This window comes from Nonomuraea sp. NPDC047529, from assembly GCF_040642995.1.
Classification (GTDB): domain Bacteria; phylum Actinomycetota; class Actinomycetes; order Streptosporangiales; family Streptosporangiaceae; genus Nonomuraea.
The window spans coordinates 32079-53027 of record NZ_JBEYTJ010000037.1; the positions used below are offsets into that span (position 1 = coordinate 32079).

At 73.1% G+C, this 20949-nt stretch carries 20 protein-coding genes; 6 read left to right on the forward strand and 14 right to left on the reverse strand.

Features of this window, described 5'->3' with window-relative positions:
* Nucleotides 1-41 precede the first annotated feature (41 nt).
* From ABZ815_RS40540 to ABZ815_RS40560, 5 genes are all read right to left on the reverse strand, one after another.
* The gene (locus ABZ815_RS40540) at nt 42-2039 is read right to left on the reverse strand and encodes a DUF5107 domain-containing protein (RefSeq protein ID WP_357706660.1); all 1998 of its coding nucleotides are present in this window, start codon (nt 2037-2039) and stop codon (nt 42-44) included.
* Complete coding sequence (locus ABZ815_RS40545; protein WP_357706661.1) at nt 2036-2887, reverse strand: carbohydrate ABC transporter permease; 852 nt, start codon at nt 2885-2887, stop codon at nt 2036-2038. The genes ABZ815_RS40540 and ABZ815_RS40545 overlap by 4 nt, the downstream gene beginning before the upstream one ends.
* Before the next feature lie 11 nt (nt 2888-2898).
* Complete coding sequence (locus ABZ815_RS40550) at nt 2899-3819, reverse strand: sugar ABC transporter permease (RefSeq protein WP_357706662.1); 921 nt, start codon at nt 3817-3819, stop codon at nt 2899-2901.
* Nucleotides 3819-5135, reverse strand: a complete 1317-nt coding sequence (locus ABZ815_RS40555) for an ABC transporter substrate-binding protein (RefSeq protein WP_357706663.1) — start codon at nt 5133-5135, stop codon at nt 3819-3821. Before ABZ815_RS40555 ends, ABZ815_RS40550 begins: the two co-directional genes overlap by 1 nt.
* Nucleotides 5136-5214: 79 nt before the next feature.
* Complete coding sequence (locus ABZ815_RS40560) at nt 5215-7416, reverse strand: RICIN domain-containing protein (RefSeq protein ID WP_357706665.1); 2202 nt, start codon at nt 7414-7416, stop codon at nt 5215-5217.
* A gap of 245 nt (nt 7417-7661) precedes the next feature.
* On the opposite strand from ABZ815_RS40560, the gene ABZ815_RS40565 reads away from it, so the two are divergent.
* On the forward strand, nt 7662-8648 hold the full coding sequence (locus ABZ815_RS40565) for a LacI family DNA-binding transcriptional regulator (protein ID WP_357706759.1): 987 nt from the start codon (nt 7662-7664) through the stop codon (nt 8646-8648).
* 16 nt (nt 8649-8664) lie between these two features.
* Here ABZ815_RS40565 and ABZ815_RS40570 read toward each other — a convergent pair whose 3' ends face one another.
* Nucleotides 8665-9255, reverse strand: coding sequence for a phosphatase PAP2 family protein (locus ABZ815_RS40570; protein WP_357706667.1), 591 nt, complete (start codon nt 9253-9255; stop codon nt 8665-8667).
* Between the two features lie 39 nt (nt 9256-9294).
* Nucleotides 9295-10281, reverse strand: a complete 987-nt coding sequence (locus ABZ815_RS40575; RefSeq protein WP_357706761.1) for a LacI family DNA-binding transcriptional regulator — start codon at nt 10279-10281, stop codon at nt 9295-9297.
* A 202-nt stretch (nt 10282-10483) separates the two neighbouring features.
* On the opposite strand from ABZ815_RS40575, the gene ABZ815_RS40580 reads away from it, so the two are divergent.
* The 4 genes from ABZ815_RS40580 (at nt 10484) to ABZ815_RS40595 (ending at nt 14666) form a co-directional block, all read left to right on the forward strand.
* On the forward strand, nt 10484-11329 hold the full coding sequence (locus ABZ815_RS40580; RefSeq protein ID WP_357706669.1) for a sulfotransferase: 846 nt from the start codon (nt 10484-10486) through the stop codon (nt 11327-11329).
* On the forward strand, nt 11326-12504 hold the full coding sequence (locus ABZ815_RS40585) for a glycosyltransferase family 4 protein (protein ID WP_357706670.1): 1179 nt from the start codon (nt 11326-11328) through the stop codon (nt 12502-12504). The genes ABZ815_RS40580 and ABZ815_RS40585 overlap by 4 nt, the downstream gene beginning before the upstream one ends.
* Nucleotides 12505-12630: 126 nt before the next feature.
* Complete coding sequence (locus tag ABZ815_RS40590) at nt 12631-13530, forward strand: D-alanyl-D-alanine carboxypeptidase family protein (RefSeq protein WP_357706671.1); 900 nt, start codon at nt 12631-12633, stop codon at nt 13528-13530.
* 80 nt (nt 13531-13610) lie between these two features.
* A complete protein-coding gene (locus ABZ815_RS40595; RefSeq protein WP_357706673.1) occupies nt 13611-14666 on the forward strand; it encodes an oxidoreductase in 1056 nt (351 codons plus the stop codon).
* Nucleotides 14667-14696: 30 nt separating this feature from the next.
* Here ABZ815_RS40595 and ABZ815_RS40600 read toward each other — a convergent pair whose 3' ends face one another.
* Both ABZ815_RS40600 and ABZ815_RS40605 read right to left on the reverse strand, forming a co-directional pair.
* The gene (locus ABZ815_RS40600; protein ID WP_357706675.1) at nt 14697-15029 is read right to left on the reverse strand and encodes a hypothetical protein; all 333 of its coding nucleotides are present in this window, start codon (nt 15027-15029) and stop codon (nt 14697-14699) included.
* Between the two features lie 54 nt (nt 15030-15083).
* Entirely contained in the window at nt 15084-15713 is a 630-nt protein-coding gene (locus ABZ815_RS40605; protein WP_357706677.1) for an alpha-ketoglutarate-dependent dioxygenase AlkB, read from the reverse strand.
* A 214-nt stretch (nt 15714-15927) separates the two neighbouring features.
* Between ABZ815_RS40605 and ABZ815_RS40610 the strand changes: the two genes are divergently transcribed.
* Nucleotides 15928-17250: an MFS transporter gene (locus ABZ815_RS40610; protein ID WP_357706679.1), complete on the forward strand. Its 1323-nt coding sequence runs from the start codon at nt 15928-15930 to the stop codon at nt 17248-17250.
* A gap of 47 nt (nt 17251-17297) precedes the next feature.
* Here ABZ815_RS40610 and ABZ815_RS40615 read toward each other — a convergent pair whose 3' ends face one another.
* The 5 genes from ABZ815_RS40615 to ABZ815_RS40635 all read right to left on the reverse strand — a co-directional run bounded on the left by ABZ815_RS40615 (nt 17298) and on the right by ABZ815_RS40635 (nt 20939).
* The gene (locus ABZ815_RS40615) at nt 17298-17837 is read right to left on the reverse strand and encodes a CGNR zinc finger domain-containing protein (RefSeq protein WP_357706681.1); all 540 of its coding nucleotides are present in this window, start codon (nt 17835-17837) and stop codon (nt 17298-17300) included.
* Nucleotides 17838-17896: 59 nt separating this feature from the next.
* Nucleotides 17897-18853: a hypothetical protein gene (locus tag ABZ815_RS40620; RefSeq protein WP_357706682.1), complete on the reverse strand. Its 957-nt coding sequence runs from the start codon at nt 18851-18853 to the stop codon at nt 17897-17899.
* 5 nt (nt 18854-18858) lie between these two features.
* Nucleotides 18859-19812, reverse strand: a complete 954-nt coding sequence (locus tag ABZ815_RS40625) for a hypothetical protein (protein ID WP_357706683.1) — start codon at nt 19810-19812, stop codon at nt 18859-18861.
* Nucleotides 19813-19885: 73 nt separating this feature from the next.
* Nucleotides 19886-20248: a DUF2203 domain-containing protein gene (locus tag ABZ815_RS40630; protein WP_357706685.1), complete on the reverse strand. Its 363-nt coding sequence runs from the start codon at nt 20246-20248 to the stop codon at nt 19886-19888.
* 10 nt (nt 20249-20258) lie between these two features.
* Complete coding sequence (locus tag ABZ815_RS40635) at nt 20259-20939, reverse strand: GntR family transcriptional regulator (protein ID WP_357706686.1); 681 nt, start codon at nt 20937-20939, stop codon at nt 20259-20261.
* Between the last annotated feature and the right edge of the window lie 10 nt (nt 20940-20949).

Sequence of the window (20949 nt, forward strand, 5' to 3'; positions counted from 1 at the left end):
TTCCGGCTTCCGTACCCGTGCGGGTCTTCGTGAGGGACGGCTCAGAGATCGTCCGGGTGCATGCGGAAGTCGTAGCGCTCGGGCAGCGGGCCGGTGGTCAGGCGTGACCAGGTGTCGTGCAGGGCGGGCTCTCCTTCGCGCAGGTCGTCGACGTCGAAGCCGGCGTCGAACAGCGCGCGGGCGCCGTCCCGGTCTCCGGCGGCGAGCAGGGCCCGGGCGCGCAGCAGGACGATCCGGCCGGTCGGGGGCAGGGTGTCCAGGACGGCCAGGCACTCCGCGTGCCTGCCGGCGTCCAGCAGGGCGACGGCGGCCTCCACCGCCAGGGCCCGCCTCAGAACGGCGACCTCCGGCACGGGCGGCCGGGCGTCGGCGTCCACACTCTCCGGGGCGGGCGGCCGGGCGTCGGCGTCCGGAGCCTTCGGGGCGGGGTGTGCCTGGTGGAGGGCGGTGAGGTGGAGGGTGGCGCGGTCGTCCGGGTCCGGGGTGGCGTGGGCCAGGCAGCGGGTCGCCCAGGGGTTGGGGCGCAGCTCGGCGGAGCGCCGCCACGCTCGTACGGCCTCCTCGCGGTCCCGCGCGTGCCAGGCGGCCACGCCCAGGTGGTAGGCCGTCACCCAGGTCTCCGGCGCCTGCTCCAGCAGCCGCCGCCACGGCCCGGACACCAGGCTGTGCCCGGGGTCCGCCGCCACGTCGGTGCGAGGAGGTTCGGGAAAGGCGCCGGTGGTGAGGAGGGTCTGCCAGGGGGACTGCGAGGGGCCGAGGGCGGATTCGGGGAAGGGGGTGCCGGGCGTGCGCACGCCGGTGCGCAGCGTTTCCAGGGCGCCCCAGCCGGAGCCCTCCGCCAGGATCCGGGTGGGCTCCTGGTCGGCTTGCGGCCGCCACTTGTGCCAGGCGGCGGTCACCTCGGCGGCCGGCAGCCGGGCCGCCAGTTCCGCCTCCGCCGCGCGCACCGCCGCCGCCCAGTCCGGGCCGTGCACGGCCTCGGGGTCGGCGCGCAGCGGCCCGTACGCCTCCAGCCACGAGAACGTGCCCCCGCCCGGCAGCGGCACGTGTTCGAGCTGGGTACGGGCCAGCCCCGCCTGGATCTCCAGGTAACCGCCCGTGCCGGGCTCGGTGAGCCATTCCTGCCAGCGACGCCCGCCCCGCCCGCGTCCCCACAGGAAGAGCTTGCGCCCGCGCAGCAGCCCGGTGGACGTCTGCACCAGGCCCGCGCCGGAGCCGTCGAGCGCGGCGATCCAGGGACGACGGTCGCCGAGCTCGAAGAAGTAGTCGGCGGCGTGGCCGGCGCGGGCCGGGTAGCTGCGGTCCAGGCCGTCCCAGGCCGGGAAGGGCACCTGTTCGAGCCGCTCGGTGTAGCCGAAGTGCCAGGCCGTGGCGGCCGGGGCGAGCACGCGGGTCCGCCCGGTCTCGGGGACGGCGATGTTCGACCACCAGTACGCCGGCACCTCGTGCCCGTGCGGGTTGCGCATGCGGACGCCCACGTAGAGGAAGTCCGACCCGCGCGGCAGCCAGAAGTCGACCTGGTACGGCAGGTCCCGGGTGCGCTCCCACTCCCACACGCGCAGCATCGGCGTGCCGTCGGGCCCCTCGGCCTCCCCGGCGAAGACCGGACGGCAGGTCAGGGTGGTGTGGCCGGTCGAGCCGGAGTTCCACTCGACGCCGCCGGAGAACCAGGCGCCGGTCAGCCCGAAGTTGGCCGGTTGCAGCACCGGGTTCCGGTAGAGCAGCTCGCCGTGGTCGCGATGGACCAGCGAGTACAGCCGTCCGCCCCAGCCGGGCAGCACGGTCGCGGTCAGCCGGTCGTTGGCGAGCTGGATCGCCTCGACCCGGCGGGGCCGGCGTGCCCGGTCGTAGCCGTCCTGCGTACGGCAGGGCAGCACGGAGGCGAGCCTGCCGTAGGAGAGCTGGAAGGCCATGTCGGGCGGCGCGCCGGCGACCGTGACGGCGTGCCCGGCGGCGTCGCCCAGGGGCGGCAGCGGGTTGTCCGGGCCGGGCAGCGCGACCGGCAGGGTGATCGTGGTCCGGCGGACGGTTGTCGTCATTTCCCCATTCCCAAGGTCATGCCTTCGGTGACGCGGCGTCCGACCCAGGCGAAGAGCACCACCATGGGCAGCACGACCACGCAGACGCCGGCGAACATGCCGCCCCAGTTGGTGCCGGTGTACTGCTGCTGCTGGGCGAAGCCGATCAAGGCCACCGGCAGCGTCTCCTTCTCGTCATCCTGCATCAGCACCAGGGCGAGCATCGTCTCGTTCCAGGACACGATGAGCTGCAGCACGAAGACGGTGACCAGCCCCGGCCGGGCGACCGGGACCACGATGCGCAGGAAGGTCCGCCACACCCCGGCGCCGTCCAGCGCGGCGGCCTCCTCCAGCTCGCCGGGCAGCGACCGGAAGAAGCCGGTCAGCAGGAAGACGGTGAACGGCATGGCGGTGCCGACGTAGGCCAGGGTGAGGCCGGTCAGGGTGGAGGTGAGCTCCAGGCTGCTCAGCATGAGGAAGATCGGCAGCAGGATGACCTGCGTGGGCACGCCGGTCCCCAGCGCGAACAGCAGCGTGAGCGGCCTTCCGGCGCGGTTCGTCGTCCGGGTCAGCGCGTAGGCGGCCGGCGCCGCGACCGCCACGGCCAGCAGCGAGGACAGCAAGCCCACGACCGCGCTGTTGACCGCGGCCCGGCCGAAGTTCCCGACCTCCAGCGCGGTCAGGTAGTTGTCCGGCGTCGGCGGCATCGGCAGCCGCCACGGATGGTCGAACACCTCGCGGGTGCTCTTCAGCGAGGTGATCAGCACCCAGGCCAGCAGCGCCACGTCGGCGGCGACGACCGCCCACACGGCCATGCGCACGGGCGCGAGCCCCGTCAGTCTCAGGGTCGGTCTCAGGGTCGGTCTCATGGTCTGCCCTCTCAGAACCGGACGGCTTCACGGTCGAGCGCCCGCCGCAGCAGCAGCACCACGGCCGCCGCGATCAGCAGGCTGAACAGCGCGCTGGCGGCGGTCATCCCCAGCTCGGGCGGCGAGCCCGAGCCGCCGTATGTGGCCGCGTAGCTGTAGAGGGCAACGGTCCAGGTGCTGCTCGGCGGGGTGCCCGCGGTGCCGCCGCCGAACACCAGCACCAGCTCGAACACCTTGATCGAGCTGATGGTCCACAGCAGCGCGCAGACGCTGAAGACGTCCCAGCTCAGCGGGATCGTGACGTGCCGCAGCCGCTGCCAGGACGTGGCCCCGAGAAGCGCGCAGTCCTCGTAGAAGTAGGCGGGGATGCGGTCGACGGCGGCCATGATGATCGTGGTGTAGTACCCGACCGCGGCCCAGATCGCCACGATCAGGATGAGCGTGAACGTGTTGTCCACGGCCAGCCACTTGGGCGGGTCGCTCACCCCGAACACGCCCCTCAGGACGGTGTTGACCAGCCCGTCGGGGTTGAACAGGAAGCCCGCCACGATCGCCGGGACCAGCGCGCTGACGATGTTGGGGAAGAACAGGATGTTGCGCGCGACCAGCCGCCCGCGCATCTCCCTGAGCACCATCGTGAGCGCGAAGCCCGTCACGAACGTCACGCCGCCGCCGATGACCAGCAGCTTCAGGGTGTTGAGCAGCGCGGTGTGGAAGACCGGGTCGCCCAGCAGGCGGGCGTAGTTGCGCAGCCCGACGAAGTGCGACTCGCCGTACCCGGCGGTCTGCTGGAGGCTGATCCACACCGCGTAGCAGGCCGGGCCCAGGACGAAGACGGCCAGCAGCGCGAGTGCCGGGGCGACCATGGGGACGAAGGCCCGCTGCCGGGCCCGTCCGGCGGGGCCGGGCCGCGGCTCGGGTGCGAGCGCCATCAGTCGCCCTGGTTCTTCCAGAAGGCGGCCTGGACAGCGGTGATCTTGTCCACGAACCCCTGCGCGGTGAGCTTGCCGTTGAACAGCTCGCCCACCGTCGGGTAGTAGACCTTGTCGGTCCAGCCCGGCACGCTCAGCCCGGCCGCGAACGGATACGTGGCGGGCACGCCGTCGAGCTGCTTCTTCACCCCGGCCAGGGCCTCGGGTACGTACGCGTCCTCGCGCGGCGAGAGCACCGAGGCGGTCCTGGCCAGCTCGTCGGCGAAGGTCTTGGTCGTCATGTAGGCGATGAACCGCTCGCCGGCCTCGACGTTCTTCGCCTTGACGGGCATCGCGAAGCCGAACTGCACGACCTCCTCGCCCTCGGCCGGGCCGCCGACCTCGGGGAAGGGCATGGAGGCGGGCCTGAACCCGGCCTTGGCGTACGAGCCGACCTCGCTGGGCAGCCAGGAACCCATGATCATGAAGGCGGCCCGGCCCTGGGCCCAGTTCTTCTGCTGCTCGGGGTACTTGCCGGCGTCGTACCCCTTGAGCAGGTAGCCCTCCTTGGCGAACTTCTCGATCTGCCGAGCGGCGGCCAGCACGTCGGGCTTCTTCCACGACTGCCCGGTCCGGTCCTCGGCGATGGCCTTGAGGCCGTCGGCGCCGATCGTCCGGTACAGGTAGTAGTTCATCCAGTAGGAGTCGGACCAGTACTGCTCGCCGTCGGCCGTGAGCGGGGCCGTCCCGGCGGCCTTGAGCCTGCCGAGCAGCGCCAGGAACGCGTTCCAGTCCTTCGGCGGCGGCTCGGTGAGGGTGGCGGCGTCGTAGAACAGGCCGATGCCGGCGACGCTGTAGGGCACCATGTACGGCTCCCCGCCCGGCAGCCGCAGCGCCGGGCTCTGGAGGTACTTGGCCGGGATGACGTCCTTGACCTTCTTGCCCGCCTCGCCGGGCACGTCGGCCTCGTACACCTTGGCCAGGCCCCGGGCCACGCCCGGAGTGACCATGAACGGCCGGATCGTGTCGTCGGACTGGTCGACCACGTCCGGCACCTTGGACGTGGTGAGCGCGGCGGGCAGCTTCTGCTTGACCACGTCGCGGCCGGCCCACTCCACGCCGACCTTGATGCCGGTGGCCCGCGTGAAGCGGATGATCGCCGCCTGCAGGGCCACCTGCTGGGGCTCGCCCTGCTTCCACATCGACCAGTAGACGAGCTCCTTGCCCGGCTCGTCCGGGGAGCCGCCGCCGCAGGCGGTGAGCAGGCCGAGGGCCAGCGCGCCGGCGGCGAGGCCGGCGAGCGTCCTGCGGGAGGGGAGATGTCGGGATGAGCTCATCGAGCCGCACCGCCTGTCCTGTGAGTTCCGGGGGGTGGTCGGTCCGGCGGGCCCCGGACGGAGGCCCGCCGGAGAAGGGTCAGCCGACGGTCCAGCGCTGCAGCGCCGAGCCGGTGTCGGCCTGCTGGGTGACGGGGGAGCCGTCGGCGGTGGAGGCCGTGGTGAGCGACAGCCCGCTCTTCTGCGAGGCGATCCGGTAGCCGCCCGCGGAGGCGGGGGTGACCTGCCAGCGCTGGTTCGCCGCGCCGGTGCACGTCCACTGGATGACCTTGGCGCCGGCGGCGGTCGAGCCGCCGCTGACGTCCGCGCAGAGCTTCGACAGGTCGTTGGCGATCTGGTAGGAGCCGTCGGACTGGCGGGTGAGGATCCAGCGCTGGTTGGCGCCGGAGTTGGGGGCCCAGGCGATGAGCAGGGTGCCCGGGGTGGTGGAGTGGTCGGGGTCGTCCAGGGCCTTGCCGGCGGCGGTCAGGGTGTGGACGCCGCTCAGGTCGCCGCCCGCCGCGCCGGTGTCGGTCAGCGTCAGGGTCTGCTCGGCCTCGGTGCGCCGCCCGCCGACCGTCCCGCCCGAGGTGTCGCTCCAGTGGCGTACGGGCGTGGTCTCGGCCGGCCGGGCCGCCTCCGCCGACAGGCCGAGGGAAAGGCCGCTGTAGCGGTTGACCAGCCGGTGGCCGCTCCCGCTCGGCACGGCGAACCACTGCTGGCCCGCGGTGGGCCCGCCGGCGCCGGGCGCGGTGACGACCGGCTTCGCCCCCCAGGCCCGGCCGGCGGCGGTGGCCGCGTCCACGCCGAGCAGGCCGCCGGTCGAGGCGTTGGCGATCCGGTAGGAGCCGTCGCCGTTGGAGGTGAACGTCCAGCTCTCCAGGGCCGAGCCGGTCGGGGCGGCGGTGGAGGTGGTCGCCGCGCCGCCGGAGACCTGGGCCAGCACGCGGCCGGCGCCGTTGCCGATCCGGTAGGTCCGGCCCGGGTTCGCCGGGGCGGGAGCGGGCGCGGTGGAGGAGATGGTGAGGGTCGCGTACTCGCCGCTGGAGGTCGCGCACTCGATCGAGCAGTACGAGCGGAACGTCCTGCCGACGACGGTCGAGCCGGTCTTGCTGACCTGGTCGAGGAACCAGCGGTACCAGGAGCCGGAGACGTAGCCGCCGGAGTCGCCGATCAGGCGCCATTTCTGCGTCGAGAGGTCGTCGGTGACGTAGAAGCGCTGGGGCTGACGTCCGGAGACGACCTCGGGCTCGCCGACGTACAGGCCGAGGTGGGCGTCGTAGGCGATGTTCATGATGAACAGGTCGGACTTCGGCGGCAGTTTCCCGGCGGCGATCTGCTGGTCGACCGTGCCGGTGTTGGCCGGGTCGTAGTCGCCGCCCACGGGTGTGTAGCCCTGGGGGTTGGCGGCGGTGACCGGCACCATGTTGCTCTCCTTGCCGCCCACGCCGGGCTGCGACCAGGAGCCGTCGTACCACTTGGTCCACGAGCCGGTCGCCATCTTGGCCGACATCGGCGCCCGCGCCACGTGGGCCAGGCCGCCGTTGCCGCCGCCCACGCCGCCCTTGGGGATGATCCGCGAGCCGTAGTAGACGTAGAAGTAGCCGGAGACCGGGTCGGCGAACAGGCGCGGGTCGCCGTCGCCGTAGTCGTAGGTCTGGTTGGGGAAGGCCGTGCCGTCGTTGCGCCTGGTGCTGTACGGCGAGGTGATCGCGTGGCCGAGGATCGTCCACACGCGGCCCTGGTTCCGGGAGACGGCGTAGTCGAGGGAGTCGTAGTGCAGCCCGTCGCCGAAGGGTTGCGGGGTGAACTCGTTGTGGACCAGGCCGTACCAGTCGCCGGTGTCGGGGTCCACCCAGACGCCGACCAGGTCGCAGTAGTTCTTGTGGGCGTACCCCGAGCCGGCCCCGGCGGAGGTCGCCTCGACGCCGGTCGGGCTGTTGTTGCAGCGCCAGGTCGTGTCGTTGTTGCGGTCGGCGGAGTTGGCCGGGTTGACCGCGTCGCTGATCGCGGCCGAGCGGGTGGCGGTCTCGAAGTTCGTGCCGGTGAAGAAGTCCCAGTAGCGGGGGTCGGAGCTGCCGTAGAGGGCGGCCGACTGCTGGAAGTAGAAGGTGCCGTCCTTGTCGATGTAGGTGGCCGCCGGGGTGTCGGTGGGGTGGGCGTAGCGGCCGGTGGAGTCGACGGTGATGGTGTAGGAGGCGTCGGGCGGTGCGGCCGACGCGGCCGGGGCGGGCAGTGCGCCGCCCAGGACGAGCGCCAGGGCCGCGGCGGTGGCGGTGAGCACGTTGCGATGGGGGGACACGGGTGCTCCTTTCTGTCGGGCACGCCACGCCGGCGTGCCCCCGGTGAACCACGAGCCAGAACCGCGTGGCCGGACCATACGCCAGATTTGACCGCTCAAACAAGGCCCGATTTCGCGTTTTTGCTCTCTTGCCCGGTCAAACAGCACGTAATGAGCACGCTGGTTGACTCCGTCGGAGCGCGACGGCTACGTTTCGGGGCGACGTGTTGGACCGGTCAAACCCTCTGGAGGCAGCGGTGGTCACGATGCAGGACGTGGCCGAACGGGCCGGGGTCACCAAGCAGACCGTGTCCAACGTCGTCACCGGCCGCGTACGCGTCCGCCCCGAGACCGAGGCCAAGGTGCGCGCGGCCATCGCCGAGCTCGGCTACACCCCCAACCTGGTGGCCCGCTCCCTGGCCACCGGCACCACCATGACCGTCGGCCTGTTCGTGCCGACGGTGGCCAGCTCGTTCTACTCGGCCGTGGTCGAGGAGGCCGAGAACGTCCTGGAGGAGCACGGCTACCACCTGCTGCTGTGCACCACCCGCCTGGACGGCGAGCGGGCCCGCCGGCACATCACCGGCCTGACCAGCCGCTCGGTCGACGCCCTGCTGATCGCCGGCGACAACGGCCTCACCGAGCACCTGCCGCTGCTGGCCGGCGCGCGCTTCCCCGTGGCGCTGTGCGCGTGGGAGAGCGAGGTGCCCGACAGCCTGCCCGTGGTCACGATCGACTACGAGCAGGCCGGCTACCTGGCCGGGCGGCATCTGCGCGAGCTGGGCCACGAGCGCGTCGCGGTGCTGAGCAGCGCGCCGCACGCCCTGCGCGTGCAGGGGTTCCGGCGCGCGTTCGCCCGCGACGGCCTCGATGTCCCCGCCTCGGCCGTCTTCACCGCGCCGGAGCCTACGGCGATGGGCGGCTTCACCGCCGCCACCGCCGCCCTGACCGCCGTCCCGGAGGTGACCGCGGTCTTCTGCACCCACGACATCCTCGCGCTGGGCGCGCTGGAGGCGGCCCGCCTCGGCGGCCGCTCGGTCCCGGGCGACCTGTCGGTGGTCGGCCACGACGACATCGACGAGGTACGCGTGACGCACCCCGCCCTCACCACGGTCGCCATCCCGAGCCGGGAGATGACCAGGCAGGCCATCGAGCTGCTGCTGCGTGCCCTGGACGAGGGCCGCCCGCCGGTCAACTCCCTGCAACTGCTGCGCTCGACCCTGATCGTCAGGGCCAGCAGCGGCCCCGCCTGACCTGCTCCGGCACCTGCTACGGCGCGGCCTGCCCGGCGAGCGCGCGGCGGACCCACCGGCCGGCCCCGCGCCCGCAGCCCCGGACGCTCCAGCCCGCCGCCGCCCCGACGGCGACCCCGGCGAGGACGTCGCCCGGGTAGTGGGCGCCCACGTACACGCGGGAGGCGGCCACCGCGGCGGCCAGCAGCATGACCGGGGCGGCGACCGGAAGCGGCGCGTCCCTGGCCACCGCCACCGCGAAGGCGACCGCGGACGCGCTGTGCCCCGAGGGCAGCGAGGACGACGACGGCACCCGGCGGCGGCGGATCACCGGGATGAGGTCCGTCAGCGGGCGCGGCCTGCGGATCGCCTGCTTGACGACCATGCTGGTCAGCGGGCTGGCCAGCGAGATCGCCAGCAGCCCCCGTACGCCGGCCCGCTGCAACCGTGGCCGGCCCGTCAGCATCAGCACGCCCGCGACCAGCCCCCACAGGACCGAGTTGTCGGCGGCCGACGACAGGTGCGGGAGCAGGGCGTCGAGCACGGGCAGGTCGGCGCGCGCGACCCGGTCGAAGGCCCGCTTGTCCCAGGCGTCGAGACGTTCGAGCAGCATCATCCAGCCGATCACCTCCGCGACGGCCCTACACCTGCCCGCCGATCACGCCGATCATGCCCGGGACGGCCTGGCTCCCGTGCTCTCCCTGACCACGAGCTCGGGCTCGACCAGCCGCCGGGCCTCGGGCTCGTGCCCGGCCATGAAGTCGAGCAGCAGGTGGAAGGCGTGCCTGCCGACCTCGCCGAAGTCCTGTCGCACGGTGGTCAGCGGGGGCCAGAAGTAGGCCGACTCGGGGATGTCGTCGAACCCGGCCACGCTCACGTCCTCGGGCACCCGGCGGCCGGCCTCGCGCAGCGCGCGCAGCACGCCGAGCGCCATCTGGTCGTTGGCCACGAACACGGCGGTGACGTCGGGGTTCTCGGCGAGGCGGCGGCCGAGCTGGTAGCCCGAGCGGGCGCTCCAGTCGCCGCGCAGCACGTCGGGCGCCTGGCGACCGGCGGCCTCCAGCACGCCGCGCCAGCCCTCGATGCGGCCGTTGGCGTCGAGCCAGTCGGCCGGGCCCGCGACGTGCCAGACCGTCTCGTGGCCGAGGCTGAGCAGGTGGCGGGTGACCCGCCTGGCGCCCGCCTGCTGGTCGACCTTGGCCACCGGCACGGGGATGTCGTCGCCCGCGTCGACGGCCACCACCGGCATCTCCGGCGGCAGGTGACGCAGGCCGTCGGCGGCCGACTCGTGCGGCGCCACGATGATCACACCGTCGACCGCCTGGGCGCGTAACCGCTGCACGCCCTCCTCCATCGACCTGCGGCTGAGCGAGGGCAGGCTGGCGATGCTGACGTTGTAGCCGGCCCGCCTGGCGGCCTGCTCGATGCAGTAGAGCGTGGAGGCCGGGCCGTAGAGGGTGGTGTCGATGCTGACCACGCCGAGCACGCCGGACCTGCCGGTGACGAGCTGGCGGGCGGCCTGGTTGGGCCGGTAGTCGAGCTCGCGCACCGCGGCCATCACGCGGGCCCTGGTCTCCGCGCGGACCCGGTCGGGCGCGTTGAGCACGCGCGAGACGGTCATGGCAGAGACCCCGGCGAGGACGGCCACGTCCATGAGCACCGCGGGCCTGTCGCCCTTCGCTTTCACCGCCGCTCCCTCCTGTCAGCGGTAACGCTAACAGGCCAGGGACGAGATCGTGCGCCCGCGCCGATGCCCTGAGCGGGCCCGGCATGTGGTCCGGTGAGCCCCGGCGTGCCTGGTCGGCGGCTTGACACTGCCAGCTAACTGCCAGGAACGGTATGTAGTCTGCCTCGCCATGAACTGGCAGCGGCACGTCAACAATGCGCTGGTCAGGTTCACCGGATTCCAGATCGAGCGAGTGGGGAACGCCCCTTCTCCCCCGCCCGCTCCCGAGATCAGACCGCCCGCGGATCCGCTAACCGACCGGCTGCTCGAATCCCCCGTCTTCGTCCTGTCCCCCGTACGTTCCGGCTCCACCCTCCTGCGCGCGATCCTCAACGCCCACCCCGACCTGCACGCCCCGCACGAGCTGCACGTACGCCGGCTGCGGGTGCAGTTCGACACCTCGCTGGCCGCCAAGGCGATGGGCGCGCTCGGGCACAACCAGGCCGACCTGGAACACCTGCTCTGGGACCGGGTGCTCCACCGCGAGCTGGTCCGCAGCGGCAAGCGGTACGTCGTGGACAAGACCCCCGCCAACGCCTTCGCCCACCAGCGCATCGCCGCCTGCTGGCCGGACGCCCGGTTCGTCTTCCTGCTGCGCCACCCGGCCTCGATCGCCACGTCCTGGCACGAGGCCGGCCCGGACCGGCGCACCCCGGAGGAGGCCGCGCTCGACGCCCTGCGGTACATGAAGGCCGTGCAGAAGGCCAGGGCCGCGCTGCCGGGGCTGACCGTCAGGTACGAGGAGCTGAGCGCCGAGCCCGAGCGCGTCACCCGCGAGATCTGCGCGTTCCTCGGCCTGGAGTGGGAGCCGCGGATGCTCTCCTACGGCGAGCAGCGGGTGCTGGAGAAGGGACTCGGCGACTGGCGGGACAAGATCAGGACCGGGACCGTCCAGCCCGCCCGCGAGCTGCCCTCCCCCGACCTGATCCCCGAACCCCTCAAGCCCATCTCCCGGACCTGGGGGTACCTCACGTGAAGATCCGCTACCTGATGCTGCACGCCTACGGCATGGGCGGCACGATCCGCACCGTGGTCAACCAGGCGAACGCGATGGCCGCGGCCGGGCACGACGTCGAGCTGGTCAGCCTGGTACGGCGGCGCGAAACCCCGCAGTTCGCGATCGACCCCCGGATCACCGTCACCACGCTGGTGGACCAGCGCGACGGCAGGCTGCCCGACTCCGTCGGCCGCAAGGCGTGGCGGCGGATCCGTGGCAAGATCGTGCCGCGCGGCGAGTTCGCGGCCGACTACTTCACCGAGCGGGTGGAGCGCGCCGCGATGGACTACGTCTCCGGCCTGTCGGGCGGCGTCCTGGTGACGACCAGGCCCGCGCTGAACCTGATCTCCGCCCGCCGCACCCCCGCCGACGTCGTCAGGATCGCGCAGGAGCACATGAACCTGTCCGCCTATCCCGACACGATCCGCAGGGAGATCGCCCGCCATTACGGCAGGTTCGCCGCGGTGACCGTGCTGACCATGACCAACAAGCTCGAATACCAGCGGCTGCTGCCGGACACGCCGGTGGTCGTGATCCCGAACGCCGTCCACCGCGTGGAGCAGGAGCGGTCCCGGCAGGTCAACCCGGTCGTGGTGGCCGCCGGGCGGCTGGTGCCGCAGAAGGGGTTCGACCTGCTCATCGAGGCGTTCGCGCAGGTCGTACGGGTGCATCCGGAGTGGCGGCTGCGCGTGTTCGGCACCGGGCCGCGCCGCAGCCAGCTCAGCGGGCTGATCGCGCAGCACGGGCTGGCCGATCACGTGACGCTGCCCGGACGTACCGAGCGGCTGGAGAAGGAGCTGGCCGAGGCGTCGGTGTACGCCCTCAGCTCCCGCTTCGAGGGCCTGCCCATGGTCATGATCGAGGCGATGACGCACGCGCTGCCCGTGGTCGCCTTCGACTGCCCGACGGGGCCGCGGGACGTGCTGACCGACGGCGTGGACGGCGTCCTGGTGCCGCCCAGGGACGTGGACGGGCTGGCCGCGGCGCTGATCCAAGTGATCGGCGACCGGGAGCGGCGGGTGCGGATGGGCGAGGCGGCGGCGGCGACGTCGCGGGCGTACGCGCCCGGGGTGGTGATGCCGATGTGGGAGGAGTTGTTCTCGGGGCTGGTGCAGGGGAACCGGACGGCGGGAAACTTCTGGGCGGGCCGCTGATCTACCTGGATCCGCGAAGATCTACCCGACGGATCCTGCGGCCAGGGCGGCGTTTCTAACGATTAGGTCACAGATTTAGCTGCAAATCGTTAAGAGCATGCCAAACCGGGCGGCAGCCTGGGGTACATGCGTAACCGGAAAGCTCGACTCACCGCGTTCGCAGGCGCCTTCGCCCTGGTCACGGGGTTCGGCGTGCCTGCGTACGCCCAGACCGCCGCTCCCGTCACCGGCCCTGTCGCCGCGGCCTCCGTGGTCGACGGCGCCCAAGCGCCCGCCGTCTACGGCCGGGCCGCCTACCTGATGGACGCCAGGTCCGGCGCCGCCCTGTTCGGCAAGGCCGCCGACACCCGCATGCCGATCGCCAGCCTCACCAAGACGATGACGGCGTACGTGGTGCTGCAGGCCGCCAAGCCCACGGACATGGTGGAGATCACCGCCCAGGACGCGCAGTACGCCGAGGACGGCGGCGGCACCACCGCCGACCTGCGGCCGGGCGACCGGCTCCCGGTCGGCGAACTGCTGTACGCGCTCATGCTGCCCTCGGGCGCCGACGCCGCCCACGCGCTGGCCCGTACGTACGGGCCCGGCGTGCCGGGGTTCGTCGACAGGATGAACGACACCGCCCGCTCGCTCGGCATGAACGACACCCGGTACGTCAACGCCGACGGCCTGCCCACCTCGGCCGGCGACGGCTGGTCCACGGCCCGCGACCAGTCCGTACTGGCCGCCAAGGCGCTCTCGGTGCCGCTGATCGAGGGGGTCGCCGGGACCCGCTACCACGAGGTGGCCGCGACGGACGAGCACGGCGCGTACGGCTGGCGCAACACCAACCGCCTGCTCGCCGAGCCCGGCGCGATCGGGCTGAAGACCGGGTTCACCCGGGCGGCGGGGTACAGCCTGGCGTTCGCCGGTGAGCGGGACGGGCGACGACTGGTGGGCGTGATCCTGGGCGAGTCGGTCTCCAGCCGCCGCTTCGACACCGCCCAGGCCCTCCTCACCTGGGCCCCCACCCGCGCCGCCGCCTGAGGCATCGCCGCCGGCTCCCGGCCGCGCGCTCGGTGTCCGCATGATGGACGCTCGTGATCTGTTGGGTTAGTTTGCCCGACATGAACGTTCGCATCGCGATGAGCGTGATGTCCGCGGCGCTCGTGCTCGCCGCCCCCCTCCCCGCCCACGCGGCCACCCCCGGACTCGGCTGGGAGCTGAAGGAGACCGGCGTGACCGCCCGCTTCCGCGGCCTGGCGCCCGTGAGCAGGGACGTGGTGTGGGCCGCCGGCACCGGCGGAACCGTCCTGCGCACCGTGAACGGCGGCCGCACCTGGCAGAACGTCTCCCCACCCGGCACCGAGGCCCTCCAGTTCCGCGACGTGGAGGCGTTCGACGCCCGCCGCGCCCTGGTCCTGTCGATCGGCACCGGCACGGACGGCCGCGTCTACCGCACCGAGGACGGCGGCCGCACCTGGACCGAGTCCTTCAGGAACGACGAACCGAACGCCTTCTACGACTGCATGGCCTTCTTCGACCGCCGCCACGGCCTGGCCATGAGCGACCCGGTGGACGGCAGGTTCCGCGTCCTGGCCACCGAGGACGGCGGACGGAGCTGGCAGGTGCTGCCCTCGACCGGCATGCCGGACGCGCTGCCCGGCGAGGCCGGGTTCGCGGCGAGCGGGCAGTGCCTAGTGACCGCGGGCGGGCGCGACGCGTGGATCGCCACCGGCGGCGGCGAGCGGTCGCGCGTGTTCCGTTCGGCCGACCGCGGACGTACGTGGACCGTCGCCGACACCCCCGTCCCGGCCGCCGACGCCGCCAAGGGCGTCTTCGCGCTGGCCTTCCGCGACCGGCACCGCGGGATCGCGGTCGGCGGCGACTACCAGCCCGGCCGCCCCTCCCCGAACGCCGCCGCGGTCACCAGGGACGGCGGCGCCACCTGGCAGACCGCCACGACCCCGCCGCCCGCGTACCGGTCGGGGGTGACGTGGCTGCCGCACCTGCCGTTCGCGGCCATCGCCGTCGGGCCGACGGGGAGCGACGTGACGTACTCGGGCGGGGCCCGTTGGGAGACCTTCGACGGCGGCTCGTTCGACACGGTCTCGTGCACCCCGGACCTGTCCTGCTGGGCCTCCGGCGAACAGGGCCGCATAGCCCGCCTCCGGCTCCGCTAGAGCGCGTCCGGACGCGAGGAGGAGCAGAACTCAGGACGGGACAGGCGGGCACTCCAGGACCTCGATCGAGTTCCCCGGCATCAGAGCGATATGGGGATGGTCGCTGAAGAGCCGCGCCGCGTCTTCATGCGTCTCGGCCTCCACGATCGCGTATCCGGTCTTCGAGTCGGTGAAGTCCTCGACGCCTCGGGCCGTCACCAGCTTCTTGCGGAAGAGCGGCGCCCCGGGATCGATCAGGGCGTGCTCGTTCTTCTGAGCCCACACCGCCCACGCGTTCATGAACTCACTCTGCTGCTGCTCGGTGAACTTCGCCTTGTCGGCGTCGTCGGCCGCGCCGTTCAGGACAGCGAGAAACTTACCCATGGCCGGAGGGTAGCCCACGAACCAAGCGGAGGGAGGCCGTACCGAGGGGCGGGGTCAGCGGACGCCGCGGGGCCTGAACTGGATGCTGATGCGCGGCCCCGCGGGCCGGGCCGTCTTGGGGATCGCGTGTTCCCACGTGCGCTGGCAGCTTCCGCCCATGACGATCAGGTCGCCGTGCCCGAGGTCGTGCCGGATCGACGGGCCGCCGCCGCGCGGACGCAGCAGGAGCGGACGCGGGCTGCCCACCGAGACGATCGCGACCATGGTGTCCTCGCTGCTGCCCCGGCCGATGGTGTCGCCGTGCCAGGCCACGCTGTCGCGGCCGTCGCGGTAGAAGCACAGGCCCGCCGTGCGGAAGGGCTCGCCCAGTTCCTCGCCGTAGTGGTCGTCGAGCGCCGCCCTGGCCTCGTCGAGGACGGGGTCGGGCAGCGCCTCCCCCTCGTCGTAGAACTTCAGCAGGCGCGGGACGTCGAGGACCCGGTCGTACATGCGGCGGCGCTCCGCGCGCCAGGGCACCGTCTCGGCCAGCCGCCCGAACAGCGTGTCGGCCCCGGCCAGCCAGCCCGGCCGCAGGTCGATCCAGGCCCCGTGGTCGAGGTACGTCCTGCGGACCGTGGCGCCCAGCCGCCCGACGCCGAGCTCCTCGTCGAGACCCAGCAGAGATGCTTGGAACGCGGCTTTCATGAGGCCGAGTCTACGTCATCTCTCAAACACATTTTCGACTGGGAGCGTGAGGGTGCCCGGCCTGTGCGGTACGCAGTCCGTACAGGCCGGGCAGGCCGCCGCCGGCGGGCGCGAGACCCGCGCGGGACGGTCGCCCAAGGTCCTTCCCGCCCGAACCAGCACCTAACGCTCATCCTGTAACGTCTTGCCAGTGTTATCCCGTTACATTGCCGGCGTGGTGGCGGCACGGACCGGCGACGAGATGTCCGGGCCCGCCCTCCTGGTCGCCGGGCTCGCCGCCACCGGCTCGCCGCTGCTCGGAGCGTCGCTGCTGGCCGGGCTGACCGTCTCGGCGGCCGTCGGCGGGCCTCTGCTCGGCGTGCTGCTGGACCGCGCCCGCCGTCCGGGCCGGTTGCTCGCGTGGTGCCTGCTCGGGTACGCGACCGGCCTGCTGCTGGTGGCGGCCGGTGTCGGCCGGGTTCCCGGGACGGCCCTGGTCGCGCTGGCCATGGTGACCGGACTGGCGGGCCCCGCGCTGACAGGCGGCTGGACGGGACAGCTCCCCCTGGTCTCCGGCCCCGACCGGCAACGGCTGGCCCGGGCCACCGCGCTCGACGCCATGACGTACAACGTGGCCGGCCTGGCCGGTCCGGCGGCGGTGGGCGTGGTGGCGGCCATGGCCGGCGGGACGACGGCGGTGCTCGTCTCCGTCGCCCTCCTCCTGTCCGCCCTCCCCACGGCCTGGGCCCTCCCCACCCGCGACGACCGCGCCCACGACCGCCCCGCCCACGATGGGCCCGTCTGTGAGGGTCTAACCCGCGAGCGGCGGCGCGCCGGGCTCCTCGCCTCCACGGCGCGGGCCGGCAGGGAGGTCGTGGGTGAGGTGGTGGCCGGGGTCAGGGTGGTTCTCGGGAACCGGGTGTTGTGGCGGGCCACCGCCGGGTCGATGATCTCCTGCGCCGGGACGGGCATGTTCGTGGTGTCGGCGCCGGTGCTGGGCCTGGAGCTCTCGGGTGACAGTGGCCGCGGGACGCTGCTGCTGGCCGTCACGGCGGCGGCCGGCCTGGCCGCGAACGGCCTCCTGGCCTGGCGAGGCGGCTCCCGGAGGCGGAAGGCGACCCCGCCGTGGGACGCGACGCTGGTGTGGGCCACTGCCCTGGTCGGCGCGGGCATGGCAGTCGCGGCCGTCGCGGGACTGGTGGGGATGTCCGTCGTGGAGCCCTCCGTGGAGGGGCCGTCGGGGATCGGGGCGGCCGTGGCGGGGTTGTACTGGGTGGCGGTGGCCGGGGCGGGGTTGGTGGGGGTGGGCGAGGGGCCGCAGTTGACGGCGCTGTTCGCGGTGCGGCAGCGGGAGGCGCCCGCCGGGCTGCGGAGTCAGGTGTTCACGACCGGCGCCAGCCTCAAGATCACGTCGTTCGCCGTCGGCTCGGCGCTGGCCGGGCCGTTGAGCGCCCACTCGGCCGCCGCGGCCCTGCTGGCCGGCGCGGTGACGCAGCTCGTGGCCGTCTGCGTCCTCGCCCACCGCCGCGCACGGCGGGCGTCAGCGGAAAGCCGCTGACGGAGGCACGCGGGAACGCCATCAGGCGGCATCGGGAGCCAGGGACGTCAGGGGGTGGTGGGGAGGCGGGAGCGGTGGGCGGCGACGCGGGCGCGGGTGGCGCAGCGGGTGCCGCAGTAGCGGCGTGGACTGCCGCCGCCCAGGTCCAGGTACGGCCGCCCGCACCCCGCCGCCGCGCACAACCCGCCCGGGACGCGCTGATGATCGGCGAGCAGCACCGCCAGGGCCATCGCCGAGGAGGCCAGGAACCACTCGGCCCACGGCGCGTCGTCGCCGCTGTCGACGTGGACATGCCAGGACGTCGTGCCCGCGTGGCTGGTCAGCCGGGGCGGCCGGGCCGACTCCGACAGCAGCCGGTTGAGCAGGTCCGCCGCCTCCCCGGCGTCGCGGGCCCCGAGCACGTCGCGCAGCCGGGCCGCCACCGCGCGCATCGCGGCCACGTCGGAGTCGCCGAGGCGCAGGTCGCCGTGCTCGCCGTGGCGGCGCAGGACGTGGGTCACCGAGGCGGCCGTCGGCTGTCCGTGCAGCAGCTCCGTGCACAGCTCGACGGCTCTGACGGCCATCGCCCTGGTCGAGTGAACCTCCACGCGGCAAGCGTATCCACGGCGGGGCTCCCCCTGCCCGCGCCGTGGACCGCGATCCCGGGTCAGCCGCCGCAGGCGGCGAAGACGAAGGTGTCCTTGAGCACGGTGTACCGGTCCCTGACCCGTACGGCGCCCGTCCCGGTGTCGATCTGCACGATCGTCATCCTGGACGACCCGGACACCAGGTGCAGCGTGACCTGCGTGTCGCCGGTCCAGTCGATCATGCTGAGGTCGCCGGCCGGCAGCTTGATCTTCTTGCGTCCGGTGACCTCGTCGGTGGCCAGGTCGTAGGTGAGCAGTTCGGTCTTCTTCCCGCGGATCACGACGGCCGCGGTGTGCCCGTCGCCGGCCAGCGCCTGCGGGCCGTTGGCGGCCACGACCTGCGGCGGCGTGGCGCGGACGAGCTGCTCGCCCGTCTCGTCGCGGACGACCAGGTCGGTGACGGAGTCGTCGGAGTCGATCGTGGACAGCACCTCGTCGCCGTCACCGCTGAAGCCCAGGACGGTCTCGTCCGCGGGCACGGTGCCGAGCAGGGCGCCGGTGGCCGTGTCGAAGATCCTGGCGTCGGCGGGCTTCTCGCTCCCGATCACGACGGCCAGCCGCGCGCCGTCGTCGGACAGCTGCAGCGTCACCTCGTTCTGGGCGACCCGCGGCAGCGCGTCCTTGGGCAGCAGGGTGACGCCGCCGCCGAGGACGCGTACGGCCAGCCGCCCGGCCTTGGTGAAGTACGCCACGCGCTGCCCGTCGCCGCTGACCGCGATCGGCGCCGGCGAGTCGACGACGGACCGTCGCCGGGCGTCGAGCGCGACGACCTGGGCGTCGGGCAGCGTCATGCGCCCGCCGTCGTGCATGACGAGCCGCCACTGCCCGCAGGGCCTGGAGGCGCCGTCCTTGCCGGGGCAGCCCTTGACGGAGGCGTACCGGATGCTGTCGTGACCGTGGTGCGGCGCCGCCTGGGCGGCGGCCGGCACGGCGGCGAGGGTGAGCAGGGCCGCGGTCAGCAATGGGACGATTCTCATGGTGATCATTCCCCTGGGAACACGATGGTGTGGGAGTCGGGGCCCACCTTGTAGGTGTCCGTACGGCGGGCCTGGCCGGAAGCGGGGTCGACGGTGAGCACCCGTACCACCGTCGACTTCGTGGTGCCGCTGTCGTAGGAGTAGACGACGAGCGTGCCGTCAGGCGCCCAGCGGGCGTGGTCGGGCGGGGTGTCGCTGGTCAGGGGGAGGTTCACGCCGTCGGAGAGCCGCGCGGTCTCCAGGTCGTAGGTGCGCGTCCTGGGCGGGGTCCCGCGGCCGGGGTCGCCGGAGCTGAACGCGGCGACGGTATGCCCGTCGGAGGACAGCGCGAGGGCGACGGCGTTGGCGACGAACTGCGGGGCCGCGCTCCTGAGCGTGCGGCCGTCGAGCCCGTGGGAGTAGAGCCATTTGGTGCCGTCGCTCAGGTCGCGGGTGGCCAGCACCTCGTCCCCGTCGCCGCTGAAGCCGGCCGGGTCGCCCTTGACGGTCAGGCGGGTGATCCGGCCGGTGGCCAGGGTGAGCACCTTGACGTGTCCCTTGCCGCCGGCGAGGACCCGGTCGCCCGCCGGGGACAGGAACAGCGCGCCGTCCTCGCCGCCGGGCCGGAAGGAGCTGGGCAGCTCCCTGACCGGGCCGCCGGCCGCCGCCCGTACGACGAGGCGGTGGTCGCGGGCCCGCTGGTAGACGATCGTCCGGCCGTCGCCGCTGAGGGCGAACAGCGAGGTCGCGCGGCCCTTGGCGCGGGCGGCGGAGTCGCTCACGGTGACCTTGCGGCCGTCCCGTAAGAGCAGGTGCCAGGGGCCGCACGGGGACGTCCCCTCGACGGGGAGTTCGCAGGTGGTGACCCAGGCCGCGCGAGCCTGCGGCGGCCCGGTGTGCGCGGATGCGGCGGCCGGAAGCCCGAGCCCGCCGACGACCGCCGGCGCGAGGAGCGCGACGGCCGCTGAGGATTGCCTCATGAGTGGTGATCCTTTCGCTCACCTGGTTAGACCCATGGGCACGGTGGCGAGTTGGTCACATGTAGGCCACGCTTCAAGGCAGCGGACGGCGCCCCGCGAAGCCCAGATCCGTACGGTGGTACCAGGCGAGCTCGGGCTCCCCCTCGATCCAGCACAGCCGCACCGACGCCCCGCCGAGCACCGAGGGGAAGTCGATCAGCAGCGGCGCGATGCCCTTGACTTCGATCCCCTGTTCGCTCCAGCCGGTCAGCGTCTCCTGGATGCGCGCCTCGATGGCCTTGATCTCGGGCAGCCCGCCGAGCTGCGACCCGCCGGCGGCCTCCCGGTCGAAGGCGATCTCGGCCAGGTCGGCGCGGCCCGCGACGATCTCCCGCGCCTCGGCGATGATGCCGGGCAGCAGGGCACGCGCCTCGTCCAGGGTGAAGATCCGGTCCATGCGGAAAACGCTACCCGTTCGGCTGGTAGGCGTGGATGAGAAGCCGCTCGGCCTCGTCGAAGTAGTCGTCGAGGCAGGCCGCCGCCTCCTCGGTGCGGCCGGCCTCCAGCAGGGCGAGCAGCTCGCGGTTGCGGCCGATGAACGGCTCGTGGAAGGCGCGCGGGTTGTCCATCACGTGGAAGACCAGGCGCAGCTCGGCCAGGAGCTGCCGCATGGCCTCGTCGAGGCGCGGGCTGCCGTGCAGGCCGACGAGGGCCTGGTGGAAGCGGATGTTGGCGGTGCCGACGCCCTGCCAGTCGCCCTGGGCGGCGGCCCGTTCGGCGTCGCGCACGGCCTCCCCGATGAGCGTGAGCGCCTGCCGTGACGCCGCGCGCCGGACGGCGGCCCCTTCGAGCACCCGCCGCATCGTGTAGAGGTCGGAGACGTCCTCCACGGACGGGAGCCGGACGAAGACGCCCCTGTTGAGCCGGTGGTCGAGCAGGCGTTCGTGGCCGAGCAGGCGGAACGCCTCGCGCAGCGTGTTGCGGGAGACGCCGAGCCCTTCGGAGATGGCCTCCTCCGACAGCCGCTCACCCGGCGGGAAGGCGCCTTCGATGATGTTGTCGCGGAGGATGTCGGCCACGCGCTCGGCCGTGCTGCTGCGGCTCAGTCTCGACCGGTGCCGGGCGAGGTCCGCGACCACGTCATCCACGTTCGCCAGG

Bases quoted from the DNA above. Each gene is read 5' to 3' on its own strand.
- ABZ815_RS40540 (WP_357706660.1), bottom strand. From the start codon at position 2,039: ATGACGACAACCGTCCGCCGGACCACGATCACCCTGCCGGTCGCGCTG.
- ABZ815_RS40545 (WP_357706661.1), bottom strand. From the start codon at position 2,887: ATGAGACCGACCCTGAGACCGACCCTGAGACTGACGGGGCTCGCGCCC.
- ABZ815_RS40550 (WP_357706662.1), bottom strand. From the start codon at position 3,819: ATGGCGCTCGCACCCGAGCCGCGGCCCGGCCCCGCCGGACGGGCCCGG.
- ABZ815_RS40555 (WP_357706663.1), bottom strand. From the start codon at position 5,135: ATGAGCTCATCCCGACATCTCCCCTCCCGCAGGACGCTCGCCGGCCTC.
- ABZ815_RS40565 (WP_357706759.1), top strand. From the start codon at position 7,662: ATGCAGGACGTGGCCGAACGGGCCGGGGTCACCAAGCAGACCGTGTCC.
- ABZ815_RS40575 (WP_357706761.1), bottom strand. From the start codon at position 10,281: ATGGACGTGGCCGTCCTCGCCGGGGTCTCTGCCATGACCGTCTCGCGC.
- ABZ815_RS40580 (WP_357706669.1), top strand. From the start codon at position 10,484: ATGAACTGGCAGCGGCACGTCAACAATGCGCTGGTCAGGTTCACCGGA.
- ABZ815_RS40590 (WP_357706671.1), top strand. From the start codon at position 12,631: ATGCGTAACCGGAAAGCTCGACTCACCGCGTTCGCAGGCGCCTTCGCC.
- ABZ815_RS40595 (WP_357706673.1), top strand. From the start codon at position 13,611: ATGAACGTTCGCATCGCGATGAGCGTGATGTCCGCGGCGCTCGTGCTC.
- ABZ815_RS40600 (WP_357706675.1), bottom strand. From the start codon at position 15,029: ATGGGTAAGTTTCTCGCTGTCCTGAACGGCGCGGCCGACGACGCCGAC.
- ABZ815_RS40605 (WP_357706677.1), bottom strand. From the start codon at position 15,713: ATGAAAGCCGCGTTCCAAGCATCTCTGCTGGGTCTCGACGAGGAGCTC.
- ABZ815_RS40620 (WP_357706682.1), bottom strand. From the start codon at position 18,853: ATGAGAATCGTCCCATTGCTGACCGCGGCCCTGCTCACCCTCGCCGCC.
- ABZ815_RS40625 (WP_357706683.1), bottom strand. From the start codon at position 19,812: ATGAGGCAATCCTCAGCGGCCGTCGCGCTCCTCGCGCCGGCGGTCGTC.
- ABZ815_RS40630 (WP_357706685.1), bottom strand. From the start codon at position 20,248: ATGGACCGGATCTTCACCCTGGACGAGGCGCGTGCCCTGCTGCCCGGC.